General features: G+C 65.6%; 15 protein-coding genes. 2 read left to right on the forward strand and 13 right to left on the reverse strand.

Annotation, left to right across the window (positions count from 1 at the left end; all coding sequences use genetic code 11):
* Window positions 1-63 precede the first annotated feature (63 nt).
* Complete coding sequence (gene fliK / locus JQX08_RS02295) at window positions 64-1,605, forward strand: flagellar hook-length control protein FliK (protein WP_204914408.1); 1,542 nt, start codon at window positions 64-66, stop codon at window positions 1,603-1,605.
* Window positions 1,602-1,931, forward strand: coding sequence for an EscU/YscU/HrcU family type III secretion system export apparatus switch protein (locus JQX08_RS02300; protein ID WP_204914409.1), 330 nt, complete (start codon window positions 1,602-1,604; stop codon window positions 1,929-1,931). Before fliK ends, JQX08_RS02300 begins: the two co-directional genes overlap by 4 nt.
* 70 nt (window positions 1,932-2,001) lie before the next feature.
* Here JQX08_RS02300 and JQX08_RS02305 read toward each other — a convergent pair whose 3' ends face one another.
* The 13 genes from JQX08_RS02305 to flhF form a co-directional block, all read right to left on the reverse strand.
* Window positions 2,002-2,403, reverse strand: a complete 402-nt coding sequence (locus JQX08_RS02305) for a DUF2802 domain-containing protein (protein WP_204915315.1) — start codon at window positions 2,401-2,403, stop codon at window positions 2,002-2,004.
* 4 nt (window positions 2,404-2,407) lie between these two features.
* Window positions 2,408-2,887 carry a chemotaxis protein CheW gene (locus JQX08_RS02310; protein WP_204914410.1) on the reverse strand — a complete coding sequence of 160 codons (480 nt, stop codon included), beginning with the start codon at window positions 2,885-2,887 and terminating at the stop codon, window positions 2,408-2,410.
* 94 nt (window positions 2,888-2,981) lie between these two features.
* Window positions 2,982-3,803: a CheW domain-containing protein gene (locus tag JQX08_RS02315; RefSeq protein WP_204914411.1), complete on the reverse strand. Its 822-nt coding sequence runs from the start codon at window positions 3,801-3,803 to the stop codon at window positions 2,982-2,984.
* Between the two features lie 70 nt (window positions 3,804-3,873).
* A complete protein-coding gene (locus tag JQX08_RS02320) occupies window positions 3,874-4,662 on the reverse strand; it encodes a ParA family protein (protein WP_204914412.1) in 789 nt (262 codons plus the stop codon).
* 52 nt (window positions 4,663-4,714) lie between these two features.
* Window positions 4,715-5,590, reverse strand: coding sequence for a flagellar motor protein MotD (gene motD, locus JQX08_RS02325; protein ID WP_204914413.1), 876 nt, complete (start codon window positions 5,588-5,590; stop codon window positions 4,715-4,717).
* Window positions 5,591-5,602: 12 nt separating this feature from the next.
* Window positions 5,603-6,343: a flagellar motor protein gene (locus JQX08_RS02330; protein ID WP_204914414.1), complete on the reverse strand. Its 741-nt coding sequence runs from the start codon at window positions 6,341-6,343 to the stop codon at window positions 5,603-5,605.
* Window positions 6,343-7,461 carry a protein-glutamate methylesterase/protein-glutamine glutaminase gene (locus tag JQX08_RS02335; protein ID WP_204914415.1) on the reverse strand — a complete coding sequence of 373 codons (1,119 nt, stop codon included), beginning with the start codon at window positions 7,459-7,461 and terminating at the stop codon, window positions 6,343-6,345. Before JQX08_RS02335 ends, JQX08_RS02330 begins: the two co-directional genes overlap by 1 nt.
* 46 nt (window positions 7,462-7,507) lie before the next feature.
* The gene (locus JQX08_RS02340) at window positions 7,508-9,730 is read right to left on the reverse strand and encodes a chemotaxis protein CheA (protein WP_204914416.1); all 2,223 of its coding nucleotides are present in this window, start codon (window positions 9,728-9,730) and stop codon (window positions 7,508-7,510) included.
* Window positions 9,731-9,741: 11 nt separating this feature from the next.
* A complete protein-coding gene (locus tag JQX08_RS02345) occupies window positions 9,742-10,530 on the reverse strand; it encodes a protein phosphatase CheZ (protein ID WP_204914417.1) in 789 nt (262 codons plus the stop codon).
* Window positions 10,531-10,549: 19 nt separating this feature from the next.
* Window positions 10,550-10,924 (reverse strand): chemotaxis response regulator CheY, encoded by a 375-nt coding sequence (locus JQX08_RS02350; RefSeq protein WP_204914419.1) that lies wholly within the window; start codon window positions 10,922-10,924, stop codon window positions 10,550-10,552.
* A 91-nt stretch (window positions 10,925-11,015) separates the two neighbouring features.
* Window positions 11,016-11,759: an RNA polymerase sigma factor FliA gene (gene fliA / locus JQX08_RS02355; protein ID WP_204914421.1), complete on the reverse strand. Its 744-nt coding sequence runs from the start codon at window positions 11,757-11,759 to the stop codon at window positions 11,016-11,018.
* A complete protein-coding gene (gene fleN / locus JQX08_RS02360; RefSeq protein ID WP_204915316.1) occupies window positions 11,756-12,595 on the reverse strand; it encodes a flagellar synthesis regulator FleN in 840 nt (279 codons plus the stop codon). Before fleN ends, fliA begins: the two co-directional genes overlap by 4 nt.
* Window positions 12,596-12,635: 40 nt before the next feature.
* Complete coding sequence (flhF, locus tag JQX08_RS02365; RefSeq protein WP_204914423.1) at window positions 12,636-13,952, reverse strand: flagellar biosynthesis GTPase FlhF; 1,317 nt, start codon at window positions 13,950-13,952, stop codon at window positions 12,636-12,638.
* Window positions 13,953-13,955: the final 3 nt, after the last annotated feature.

Below are 13,955 nucleotides of genomic sequence, written 5' to 3' on the forward strand. Positions count from 1 at the left end.
GGCATTATACATACCCGGCTCGGCAAGCCGCAGCGGCCATTTTCAACAGGTTGTAACCCGTCCATGACCGAAATCAGCGGCTCTCGCCCGCTCCCCGCCACTCCCCCACCGACACGCACCAGCCAGGCCATCGACCAGGCCCTCAAGCTGCTGCAGCCGCTGGACGGCGCGCTGGCGACCGGAGAAACCGCCAAGGCCGAAGTGATCGCCGTGCGCGAAGCGGTGGCGCAGAGCTTCCAGGTGCTGCTGCGCCTGACCCTGGCCAGCGGTGCGCAGACCACCGTGCAAGCCACCAGCAGCCAGCCGCTGGCCCAGGGCAACCTGCTGAACGTCACCGCGCTGTCCGACACGCGCCTGGCGCTGAGCCTGCAGAATGTCGGCGAACGGGCGCTGAGCAAGCTGGACCTGAGCCTGCTGCCGGTCGGCACGCTGATCCAGGGCAAGGTCGAAGCCCGTGAACAGATCGCCCAGCTCAAGGCGCAGCAGACGCTCTATCGGGTGGTTGTCAACCTGCTCAACACGCCGCTGGCCGGCAGCAAGCTGAACGTGGAAACGCACATGGCGCTGCCCGTCGGCAGCTTGCTCACCGCCCAGGTACAGGGCGGCCAGGCATTGAGTTTCCTGCCGCTGAGCGGGCGCCTCGATCAATTGGCCATCGGCCAGCAATTGCAGGCGCAGGGCAGCCGTCAGGGCTCGCTCGACGCCCTGCTTGGCGCCCTGCAGGGTCTGGCCGGCGCCGACCTGCCCGACGGGCTGCGCGGCAGCATCGACAAGCTGCTGGCCGGCCTGCCCGACCTCGCCCAGCTCAGCGACGCCAAGGGCCTGGCCAAGGCCCTGGAAAACAGCGGCATGCTGCTCGAGGCACGCCTGCTCGGCGGCCAGGCCGGCGCCTTGCCGCAGGACCTGAAGGCCAACCTGTTGCGCCTGATCGCCCAACTGTCGCCGCAGCTGCCGAATGCCACGCCGCTGACCGCCGCGGTGGTCGGTACCCTGGCGCAAGCCCTGCCGACCTTCGCGCGCAACACCCTTGGCGCGCTCGGACAGAGCGGCGGCCGCCAGCAGGCGCTCGGCTTCCCGTTGCCGCCACGCCTGCAGCAGGCCTTCGAGGAAGGCGAAGCCGATCTGGAAACCCTGCTCAAGCTGGCCGCCGCTGCGGTCTCGCGCCTGCAGACCCATCAGCTCGCCAGCCTGGCGCAGAGCCAGACCACGCCCGAAGGCCACCTGCTGACCACCTGGCAACTGGAACTGCCGATGCGCAACCAGCAGGAGCTGGTACCGTTGCAGCTCAAGGTGCAACGCGAGGAACAGGCCAAGCGCGGCAAGCAGGAACAGGCGGAAACGCTCTGGCGCATCGAGCTGGCCTTCGACCTGGCGCCGCTGGGTCCGCTGCAGGTCCAAGCGCAACTCGCCTATGGCAGCCTATCCAGCCAGATGTGGGCCGAGCGCCTGGATACCGCGCGATTGATCGACAGCGAGCTGACCAACCTGCGCCAGCGCCTGCTCGACGCCGGTCTGACCGTCGGCGACCTGGCTTGTCGCCAGGGCATTCCGCCGCAAGGCCCGCGCACCAACCTCGAACAACGCTGGGTCGACGAAACCGCATGACACGCCAAGCCCCCCGCCAGGCCATTGCCCTCACCTACGACGGGCAGAGCGCGCCAACCCTCAGCGCCAAGGGCGACGACGAACTGGCCGAGGCGATCCTCGCCCTCGCCCGCGAGTACGAAGTGCCGATCTACGAGAACGCCGAACTGGTCGGCCTGCTGGCGCGCCTGGAACTTGGCGAGGCGATCCCCGAGGCGCTGTACCGCTGCATCGCCGAAATCATTGCCTTCGCCTGGCATCTCAAGGGCAAGTACCCGAGTGGCTTCGACCCGCATGCGCGCGGCGGCGCCGAGCTGCCGCTGCTCGAAGGACCGAAATCGGCCTGACACGACGTGTCGCCCGCGCCGCGCGAAGTGTCGCGGGCACGCCGATGCAGGAGTCTGACGGTGGAGAATCTCAGGCCTTCGGCCGGCCCTGATTGAGCTTGCTGACCAGCTCGGCTTCGGCGCGACTGAGGCCGCAGGACTGGGTCAGGTCATCGACGCTGGCGCCCAGGCCGACCAGGCGCGCGGCCTGGGTGAACGACAGGCTGGTAGGATCGCGCTGTTCGATCTGTTGCAGTTTGTCCGGCAGCGGCGCCACGGTGCGGCGCAGCTCGTAGAGTTCCTCGCCCATGCGAATGCTGCCGGCCAGGTAGGTGTCCAGGCGCTTGCCCAGCTCCTTGATGCGCTGGTCGCGTTGCGCGTCGCGCTTGGCCTGCTCCGCCGCCTGCGTGCGCAGCCGGCCAGCCAGCCGCACGCAGGTGGCCGCCAGGCCGATGCAGGCCAGGGCAAGAACGAGCAGCGCGACCTCGATCAACAACTCAGATGGCCTCCAGCTCCGACCACTCTTCCTCGGTCATCATCTTGTCCAGCTCGACCAGGATCAGCAGTTCGCCGTTCTTGTTGCAGACGCCCTGGATGAACTTGGCCGACTCGTCGTTACCGACGTTCGGTGCGGTTTCCACCTCGGACTGCCGCAGGTAAACCACTTCGGCGACGCTGTCGACGAGGATGCCGACCACTTGCTTGTCCGCCTCGATGATCACGATGCGGGTGTTGTCGCTGACCGGCGCCGGGGCCAGGCCGAAGCGCTGACGGGTGTCGATCACCGTCACCACGTTGCCGCGCAGGTTGATGATGCCCAGCACGTAGCTCGGCGCACCCGGGACCGGCGCGATTTCGGTGTAGCGCAGTACTTCCTGGACCTGCATCACGTTGATGCCGTAGGTCTCATTGTCCAGACGGAAGGTGACCCACTGCAGAATGGGATCTTCGGAGCCTTGCATCGCCGTTTTCTTCATTTCCTAGCCTCATCCAAACCCGCTAGCGGCGGTACGCGCGGGTCAGCCCGCTGTTATTAACACAGAGTCCCGCCCCACGGCGAGACGCTTTCAATCAGTTCAGCCGGCCTTCGGCCAGGCGCTTGGCGCCGCCACTGGCGATCAGCTCGGCGAGCGCCGCGACATCCAGCAAGGCGCACATGTGTTCGATCACGGTGCCGGCCAGCCACGGGCGCTGGGCACGCTGGCCGCGCCACTTGACCTCGGCCGGATCGAGACGGATCGAGCGGCTGACCTGATGCACCGCCAGTCCCCACTCGTAGCCGTTCACCGAAATCACGTACTGCAGGCCCTGGCGGAAATCGTCGCGATAACGATCGGGAATCAGCCAGCGCGCGGTATCCAGCACCTTGAGGTTGCCCGCCTGGCTCGGCAGCAAGCCAAGGAACCAATCAGGCTGACCGAACAGCGGAGTCAGCTCCTGCTCGCCCAACGGGTAAATCGAGCCGAGGCACACCAGCGGCACCGCCAGGGTCAGCCCGGCGACGTCGAACAGCAGGCACTCGAACGGCTCTTCAGCCCAGCTCGGTCGACCGTCGGCAGTCAGCGTCAGCAGCGGCGCCGGCGCATCAGCGCCTTGCAGCTCCGCCACCGGCGGCACGGTGATCGCATCGACCACCGGCGCCACGACCGGCGCGGGCGGTGGCTCGACCGCGGCCACTTCAACGACGACCGGCGCCACCGGCACTACAACCTCGGCCGGCAGCGGCACAATCACCGAGCGCGCATCGCGGACCTGCTCTTCCAGCACTGCAGCCTCGAACTCCTCGAGGCTGACCGATTCGGCCAGTTCGTTCGCAGCCTCCTGCAGCAGGCCGTCCAGATAGGACTGCAGGGCCAGCTGAGGGCGGGTAGCGGTGGCGACGGTTCGACTCATGACGAAAACCTGAAAAGAGGCACTGACCTAGCTATCGGCAGGACGGTGGCAGGACTTGAGCGCCGGCGCATCACGCTACCTGGCTCGCCGGCACCAGCGCCAGCATGTGCTTGAGCAACGCCCGGTAGGCGATTACGCCGCGGCTGTTGTCATCGAACTGCGACGGCGTGAGGCCGGCCCGGCTGGCATCGCGCAGGCGCGTATCGACCGGAATGTAGGCTGGCCACAGCTGTTCTGGATAGCTGTCGCGCAGCAAGCGCAGGGTGCTCAGCGAGGCCTGGGTACGACGATCGAACAGGGTCGGCACGATGCTGTAGGGCAACGCCTGTTTGCGCGAACGGTTGATCATGCCGAGCGTGCTGACCATGCGCTCCAGGCCTTTCACCGCGAGGAACTCGGTCTGCACCGGCACCGCCAGCTGCTGGCTGGCCGCCAGCGCATTGACCATCAGCACACCGAGCAGCGGCGGGCTGTCGATCAGGGCGAAATCGAAGTCTTCCCAGAGTTGGCTGAGCGCTTTGGAGACCACCAGGCCGAGGCCGTTCTGGCCCGGCGACTGGCGCTCGAGGGTGGCCAGTGCGGTGCTCGACGGCAGCAAGGCGATCTTCTCGTGGCTGGTCGGCAGCAGCAGCTCGCGCGGCAGGCCTTGCGGCACGCTGCCCTGATGCAGGAACAGATCGAAGCAGCTGCGCTCCAGGGCATCCGGGTCATGGCCGAAATAGCTGGTCATCGAGCCGTGCGGGTCGAGGTCGACGACCACCACGCGCTTGCCGGCGTCGGCCAGCAGGCCGGCCAGACTGACGGTGGTGGTGGTCTTGCCGACACCACCTTTCTGATTGGCGATTGCCCAAACTCTCATTGCGTACGTCCTCCCGGCGTGCGGTGCGCCTTACCGAGATCAGGTGCCGGCCTCATTGGGCCAGCGACGGAGAATTGACGACCCCTGCAACAGGAGCCAGCGCTGTCGGCGGAGGTGCAGTTTGCATGCCAGCGCGCTGCAGGGTCGCATCGGGCTGCGCCTTGCCGCTGCCCATACCGGTCACGCTGCGGCGCACGTCGAGATTGCGCGACACCACCAGCACCACCCGGCGATTGCGCGCCCGGCCCTCGACGGTGGCGTTGTCGGCCACCGGCTGAAACTCGCCATAGCCGACCGCCGCCAGCCGCGAGGCGTCCACCCCGTCCATCGCCAGCATGCGCACCACGCTGGCAGCGCGCGCCGAGGACAGCTCCCAGTTAGTCGGGAACTGCGCGGTGCGGATCGGCTGGTTGTCGGTGAAACCTTCAATGTGTACCGGGTTGCGATACGGCGCCAGAACCTTGGCGACTTTCTCGACGATGGCGAACGCCTGGTTATGCGGCAAGGCGTCGCCACTCGGGAACAGCAGCGCGGAGCTCAGTTCGATCTCCACCCACAGCTCGTTGCCACGTACCGTCACCTGGCCGGTCTTGATCAGGTCGCCCAGTGCCGCGCGCATGCTCTCGGCGATGTCCTGCAGCGCCTGCGCGCTGGGATCTTTGCCTGCAGGTTCGTCCTGGTCCGGCTGACGCTCGGGAGCGGTGGTCAGCGGGCGTTCGTCGCCGACCGGGATCGGTTTGATCGCGCGGTCCGGCTGGTTGAACACGCCGACCAGGGTTTCCGAGAGGATCTTGTACTTGCCCTCGTTGATCGAGGAAATCGAGTACATCACCACGAAGAACGCGAACAGCAGGGTGATGAAGTCGGCATAGGAGACCAGCCAACGCTCGTGGTTCTCGTGCTCCTCGGGATGGCGTCTGCGTGCCACGGGGCTGCTCCGTCAGTCCATGAAGCCTTGCAGCTTCAATTCGATGGACCGCGGGTTTTCCCCCTCGGCAATGGACAGGATGCCTTCCAACAGCATTTCCCGGTAACGCGAATGGCGCTGCACCACGGCCTTGAGCTTGCTGCCCACCGGCAGCAGCAGCAGGTTGGCGAAGCCGACGCCGTAGATGGTGGCGACGAATGCCACGGCGATGCCGCTGCCGAGCATGGCCGGGTCGGCAAGGTTGCCCATCACATGGATCAGGCCCATTACCGCGCCGATGATTCCGATGGTCGGCGCGTAGCCGCCCATGCTTTCGAACACCTTGGCGGCCTGCAGGTCGCGGCCTTCCTGGGTGTACAAATCGACTTCGAGAATGCTGCGGATAGTTTCCGGCTCGGCGCCGTCGACCAGCAGCTGCAGGCCCTTGCGCGCATAGGCATCGGGCTCGACGTCAGCCACCGCCTCGAGGCCGAGCAGGCCTTCCTTGCGCGCGGTCATGCTCCAGCCAACCACCCGATTGATGCCGCCAATCAGGTCGACCCGCGGCGGAAAAATGATCCAGCGCACCATCACCAAAGCGCGCTTGAAGATGGTCACCGGCGTCTGCAGGAACGACGCGCCAAGGGTGCCGCCGATGACGATCAGAGCCGCCGGGCCATTGAGCAGCGCACTGGCGCTGCCGCCTTCCAGGTAGTTGCCGCCGAGGATGGCGACGAACGCAAGGATGACCCCGATGAGGCTCAGCACATCCATCAGCTGCAGGCCTCCACGATGTGCGCACCGATGTCGTCGAGGCTGTACACCGCATCGGCGAGGTTGGCTTTCACCACCGCCATCGGCATGCCGTAGATCACACAGCTGGCCTCGTCCTGGGCCCACACCTGGCTGCCGCCCTGCTTGAGCATGCGTGCGCCTTCGCGGCCGTCGGCGCCCATGCCGGTGAGCACCACGGCGAGCACCTTGTCGCCGAACGACTTGGCCGCCGAGCCGAAGGTGACGTCCACGCAGGGCTTGTAGTTGAGGCGTTCATCACCGGGGAGAATCTTCACCGCGCCGCGCCCGTCGACCATCATCTGCTTGCCGCCTGGGGCCAGCAGGGCCAGGCCGGGGCGCAGCAGGTCGCCGTCCTCGGCTTCCTTGACGCGAATCTGGCAGAGCTTGTCGAGGCGCTCGGCGAAAGCCTTGGTGAAGGCCGCCGGCATGTGCTGGATCAGCACCAGCGGCGCCGGAAAACTCGCTGGCAGTTTGCTCAGCACGCGCTGCAGCGCCACCGGACCGCCAGTCGAGGTGCCGATCGCCACCAGCTTGTAGGGTTTGCGTCGGGGCGCAGGGCTGTTCGGGCTCGACGCCGCCGGGGCGGCAGGCGTCGCCGCGGCGCGCTCGGGGCTGTGCGCGAGCGGGCGGTGACTGCTGACCGTAGCCGGTTGCGGCGCCGGGGTGGCCGCCGGTGCACTGAAATGGCTGTAGCGCCGGTTGCTGCGCGCGATGCTGTGGACCTTCTCGCAGAGCAGCTGCTTGACCTTGTCGGGGTTGCGCGAGATGTCCTCGAAATTCTTCGGCAGGAAATCCGTGGCCCCGGCGTCGAGCGCGTCGAGGGTGACGCGCGCGCCTTCATGGGTCAGCGAGGAGAACATCAGGACCGGCGTCGGACAACGCTGCATGATGTTCCGCACCGCGGTGATGCCATCCATCATCGGCATCTCGTAATCCATGGTGATTACGTCCGGGCGCAGTGCCAGGGCCTGATCGATCGCTTCGCGACCGTTGGTGGCGGTGCCGACTACCTGGATGCTGGGATCGGACGAGAGAATCTCCGAGACCCGCCGGCGGAAGAAGCCGGAGTCATCGACCACCAGGACCTTGATTGCCATAAACACTCCTGCGGATCGCCGGCGACATCAGCCGGCGTCCGATCAATCAACCGCGCCGCGCGTAGCGCTTGAGCATGCTCGGCACATCGAGAATCAAGGCGATCCGGCCGTCGCCGGTGATGGTCGCACCGGACATGCCCGGCGTGCCCTGCAGCATCTTGCCCAGCGGCTTGATCACCACCTCTTCCTGACCGACCAGCTGGTCGACCACGAAGCCGATGCGCTGGGTGCCGACCGAGAGGATCACCACATGCCCTTCGCGGGGCGTGTCGTAAGCGGCGTCCTTGACCAGCCAGCGCTTGAGGTAGAACAGCGGCAAGGCCTTGTCGCGGACGATCACCACCTCCTGGCCGTCGACCACGTTGGTGCGCGACAAGTCGAGGTGGAAGATCTCGTTAACGTTGACCAGCGGGAAGGCGAACGCCTGCTCGCCGAGCATGACCATCAGCGTCGGCATGATCGCCAGGGTCAGCGGCACCTTGATCGCGATCACGGTGCCCTGGCCCTTGCTCGAGCGGATGTCGATGGTGCCGTTGAGCTGGGAAATCTTGGTCTTCACCACGTCCATGCCGACGCCGCGGCCGGACACGTCGGAAATCTCGGTCTTGGTCGAGAAGCCCGGGGCGAAAATCAGGTTGTAGCACTCCGACTCGCTCAGGCGGTCGGCGGCATCCTTGTCCAGCAGCCCTTTCTCCACCGCCTTGGCGCGCAGCACGTCGGGGTCCATGCCGTTGCCGTCGTCGGTGATCGACAGCAGGATGTGGTCGCCTTCCTGCTGGGCCGACAGCACGATGCGTCCGGTGCGGTTCTTGCCATTGGCTTCGCGCACGTTGGGCATCTCGATGCCGTGGTCGACCGAGTTGCGCACCAGGTGGACCAGCGGATCGGCAAGCGCCTCGACGAGGTTCTTGTCGAGGTCGGTTTCCTCGCCCACCAGCTCGAGGTTGATCTCTTTCTTCAGGTTGCGCGCCAGATCGCGGACCAGGCGCGGGAAGCGCCCAAAGACCTTCTTGATCGGCTGCATGCGGGTCTTCATCACCGCGGTCTGCAGGTCGGCGGTCACCACGTCGAGGTTGGACACCGCCTTGGCCATCGCCTCGTCGGCGCTGTTGGCGCCCAGACGCACCAGGCGGTTACGCACCAGCACCAGTTCGCCGACCATGTTCATGATCTCGTCCAGGCGCGCGGTATCGACACGCACCGTGGTTTCCGCATCGGCGGCGGCGGCCGGTTTGTCGGCGGCCGGTGCAGCACGCGGTGCGACCGGCTTGGCTTCGGCGATCGGCTCGGGCTTGGCCGCCGGCTTGGCGACCGCCTTGGCCGGCGCAGGCGCGGCTACCGGTGCGGCGTCGGCAGCCGGAGCCGCCTCGGCAACGAACTTGCCCTTGCCGTGCAGTTGATCGAGCAGCGCTTCGAATTCGTCGTCGGTGATCAGTTCACCAGCGCCAGCCGATGCGGCAACCGCCGCCTCGGCGACAGGTTCGACGGCGGCCGGAGCAGCCTCGGCGGTGCCTTTGAACTGGCCCTTGCCGTGCAGCTGATCGAGCAACGCTTCGAACTCGTCGTCGCTGATCTCGTCGCTGTCCGCCACGGCGACATCGCTGTCCTCCGCCTCGGCAGCCGCAGCGCTGGAACTCGCCGCCGCCATCGCACCGGCGCTGAACTGGCCCTTGCCGTGCAACTGGTCGAGCAGTGACTCGAATTCGTCGTCGGAAATTTCATCGCCCTCGCCGCCCGCAGACGGTTCCGGGCTGGCCGCGGGCTCGTCGCCCAGGGCCTGCAGCAGTTGTTCGAATTCGCTATCGGTGATGTCACCGTCGGCGGCTTCCGCGACGCTCGCCGTTGCAACGGCAGCAGCCTGCGGAGCCTCGTCGGCGCCTTGCGGCTCGGCCAGGCGCGACAGCGCGGCGAGCAGCTCCGGCGAGGCTGGCGTCAGGTCGGTGCGCTCGCGCACTTCGGTGAACATGCCGTTCACCGCATCCAGCGCAGCAAGCACCACATCCATCAGTTCGGCATCGACCTTGCGCTCACCCTTGCGCAGGATGTCGAAGACGTTCTCGGCAATGTGGCAGCACTCCACCAGCTCGTTGAGCTGCAGGAAGCCGGCCCCACCCTTGACGGTGTGGAACCCTCGAAAGATCGCATTGAGCAGGTCCGCGTCGTCCGGCCGGCTTTCCAGCTCGACCAGTTGCTCGGACAGTTGCTCGAGAATCTCGCCGGCCTCTACCAGGAAGTCCTGGAGGATTTCTTCATCGGCGCCGAAGCTCATTCGTGTGCTCCCTAAAAACCCAGGCTGGATAGCAGATCGTCGACATCATCCTGACCGGATACGACGTCTTCACGCTTATCGGCATGAATCTGCGGACCTTCACCCCGGGATGGTTCTTTTTGTTGTTTTTGTTCCGAACGGAGGTCGTCGAGGTTGTGCTCGATGCCTGCGAAGCGGTCGACGCTGCTGGCCATCAGCATCAGCTTGACCAGATCGCGCTCGACTTCGGTTACCAGCTGGGTCACACGCTTGATCACCTGACCAGTGAGGTCCTGGTAGTCCTGCGCCAGCAAAATGTCGTTGAGGTGGCCGGAGAGCTTCTGCGTGTCGCGCTCGCTGCGCGCCAGGAACAGCTCGATGCGTTTGGCCAGCTCGCGGAACGCATCGGCGCCCAGCTCGCGGCGCATGAAGCGGGCCCAGTCGCCTTTCAGCTGCTGTGCCTCGTCGCTCAGGTCGTTGACCAGCGGCGCGCTCTGCTCAACCAGATCCATGGTCCGGTTGGCCGCCTTCTCGGTCATCGTCACCACGTAGTTCAACCGCTCGGTGGCGTCGGTGATCTGCGAGACCTCCTCGGCGATCGGCGTACGCGGATCGATCTGGAAGTTGACGATGGCGGTGTGCAGCTCGCGGGTCAGCTTGCCGATCTCGTGGTACAGGCCGCGATCGCGGGCCTTGTTGAGCTCGTGGATAAGCTGCACGGCCTCGCCGAAGTTGCCTTTTTCCAGGCTATCGACCAGTTCGCGGGCGTTGTTTTTCAGGGTCGACTCGAGGTCACCCAGCAGGGAATCGTTGTGATCCATAGTGCCCTCGCGGCGGAGATCAGCCGTTGACGCGCTCGAAGATCTTCTCGATCTTTTCCTTCAACACCTGAGCGGTGAACGGTTTGACGACGTAGCCATTCACCCCGGCCTGCGCGGCCTCGATGATCTGGTCACGCTTGGCTTCGGCAGTCACCATCAGCACCGGCAGGGTCTTCAGGCGCTCATCGGCACGCACCGCGCGCAGCAGGTCGATGCCCGTCATGCCCGGCATGTTCCAGTCCGTCACGAGAAAATCGAAGTTGCCGCTCTGCAGCATCGGCAGTGCCGAGGTGCCGTCGTCGGCTTCTGCGGTATTGGTGAAGCCCAGGTCACGCAAGAGGTTCTTGATGATCCGTCGCATCGTCGAAAAGTCGTCAACGATGAGGATTTTCATGTTTTTGTCCAAATCGACCTCCGGTCAGTCCGAAAACACTCCCCGCCCCGGGGAAGCGCTCAAATAATCTGCAACTACTAGCCGTAGCGTTTCAGTGCGCGCGCCACTCACCCAAGCGTGCTCGCAGGCGCGCGGCACATTGGCTATGCAACTGGCTGACCCGCGATTCGCTGACCCCCAGCACTTCGCCGATCTCCTTGAGGTTCAGCTCTTCGTCGTAATACAGCGACAGCACCAACTTCTCACGCTCCGGCAAGTTGGCAATGGCGTCCGCCAGTGCCCCCTGGAAGCGCTGGTCTTCCAGTTCGTGTGCAGGGGAATGGGAATGCTCGGCGTCTTCAGCCAGACCACCATGCTCGCCGTCCTGCAACAGGTCGTCGAAGCTGAACAGGCGGCTGCCCAAAGTGTCGCCAAGAATGCCGTAGTAATCTTCCAGACTCAATTGGAGTTCGGCCGCAACCTCGTGATCTTTAGCGTCACGACCCGTTCGCGCTTCAATTTTCCGAATTGCGTCGCTGACCATGCGACTGTTGCGGTGCACCGAACGCGGTGCCCAGTCGCCCTTGCGGACCTCGTCGAGCATCGATCCGCGGATGCGAATGCCGGCGAATGTCTCGAAACTGGCGCCTTTACTGGAATCGTATTTCTTCGCGGCTTCGAGCAGGCCGATCATCCCGGCCTGAATCAGATCCTCGACCTGCACGCTGGCCGGCAAGCGGCCAAGCAAGTGGTAAGCGATGCGCTTGACCAACGGGGCATAGCGCTCGATCAACTGGTGCTGGGCATCACGCGGCTGTGCCTTGGTGTACATACGAAGTCCAGTGGCCGCTGTCATACGGCCGAGTCGGCGGTAGGTTGTTTGACCAGGCGTTCGACGAAAAACTCCAGGTGGCCGCGCGGGTTGGCCGGCAGCGGCCATCCATCGACTTTCTGGGCAATTCCCTTGAACGCCAGGGCGCACTTCGAACGGGGGAAGGCGTCGTACACCGCGCGCTGTTTCTGCACGGCCTTGCGTACCGCCTCGTCGTACGGCACGGCGCCGACATACTGCAGCGCCACGTCGAGGAAGCGGTCGGTGACCTTGGTCAGCTTGGCGAACAGGTTGCGGCCTTCCTGCGGGGTGTGGGCCATGTTCGCCAGCACGCGGAAGCGGCTGATGCCGTAGTCGCGGTTGAGCAGCTTGATCAGCGCATAGGCGTCGGTGATCGAGGTCGGCTCGTCGCAGACCACCACCAGCACTTCCTGCGAGGCGCGTACGAAGCTGACCACCGCATCGCTGATGCCCGCCGCGGTGTCGACGATCAGCACGTCGATGCTTTCGCTGATGTCGCTGAACGCCTGAATCAGGCCGGCGTGCTGCATGGGCGTCAGCTGCACCATGCTCTGCGTGCCGGACGCCGCGGGGACCACGCGGATGCCGCCGGGTCCCTGGATGATCACGTCACGCAGGTCGCAATCGCCGGCGATCACATCGGCCAGCGTGCGCTTGGGCGTCAGCCCGAGCAGCACGTCGACGTTGGCCAGGCCAAGGTCGGCGTCCATCAGCATTACCCGGCGGCCGAGGTCGGCGAGAGCCAGCGACAGGTTGACCGATACGTTGGTCTTCCCGACTCCGCCCTTGCCACCGGTTACCGCGATCACCTGTACAGGGTGCATTCCCATGTCATTCAACCTTGTCATTCATTTGGCAGCTTGCTCGCAGGTGCGCCGATCAACCGGCACGCCGTGTGGAGCCCTGATACAGACCGGCAAACATCTCGGCCATCGCCTCTTCGCTCGGGTCTTCCGGCGCTTGCAGACTGACCGCGCGGCTGACCAGTTGATGGCCCCGCGGCACCTGCAGATCGTCCGGAATGCGCGGCCCATCGGTGAGATAGGCTACCGGCAGATGCTGGCCGATAGCCAGCCCCAGCGCCTCACCCAGACTCGCGGCTTCGTCCGCTTTGGTGATGATGCAGCCGGACAGGCCGCAGCGCTTGTAACTATGGTAGGCCGCCTTGAGCACCTGGCTCTGGCTAGTTGCCGCCATGACCAGGTAATTCTTGGCCTGGATGGCGCGACTGGCCAGCGCTTCGAGCTGTACACGCAGGGCCGGATCGTTGGCCGGCAGACCAGCGGTATCGACCAGCACCACGCGTTTGCGCAGCAGCGGCGCCAGCGCTTGGGTCAGCGGCTGGTCCGGCGCAACCTGCACCACCGCCACGTCAAGAATCCGACCCAGCGTTTTCAGTTGTTCCTGAGCACCAATACGGAAGCTGTCCATGCTCACCAGAGCGACATTCTGCGCGCCGTACTTAAGCACATAGCGAGCGGCGAGCTTGGCCAGCGTGGTGGTCTTGCCCATGCCGGCAGGACCGACCAGGGCAATCACCCCGCCCTGCTCCAGCGGCTCTTCCTTCGGCGTACGGATCGCCTGGGCCAGGTGCGCCAGCAGCATGCGCCAGGCCTGGCGGGGTTCATTGATGTTGGCGACCTTCTCCAGCAGGCTGCTCGACAGCTCGGCCGGCAGGCCCATGCGCTGCAGGCGGCGCCACAGGTTGGCCTGTTGCGGACGGCGGCTCTGCAGTTGGCCCCAGGCCATCGAGCCCAGCTGGCCTTCGATCAGCTCACGCAGACCGTGCAGCTCGGAGCGCATGGCTTCCAGGGCGCGCGGATCGACGCCTGGCTCGGCGACCGGTTTGGCGGCCACCGGAGCGACCGGGCGGGTCGCCTGCACGGTAGACGCCGGCAGCTCAGGGGCGACCAGCGATTCGTTGGCGAACAATTGACGGTTCTTCTCGCCTTCTTCGCGGTAGGCCAGGTCGGCCTGGGCCGAAGCGATCTTCGCCTGGGTCTTGCGCAGCTCGGCTTCCAGCGCCGGATTGGCCTGCACCGGCGCGGCCGGCGCCTGATAGTCCAGCGCGGCGGTCAGCTCGACGCCACCGGCGACCCGGCGAGTGCCGATGATCGAGGCATCGGCGCCCAGCTCGTCGCGGACCAGCTTCATGGCTTGACGCATATCGGCAGCGAAAAAGCGTTTGACTTGCATGGC

Origin of the sequence: Zestomonas insulae, assembly GCF_016901015.1 — a bacterium.
Lineage (GTDB): Bacteria > Pseudomonadota > Gammaproteobacteria > Pseudomonadales > Pseudomonadaceae > Aquipseudomonas > Aquipseudomonas insulae.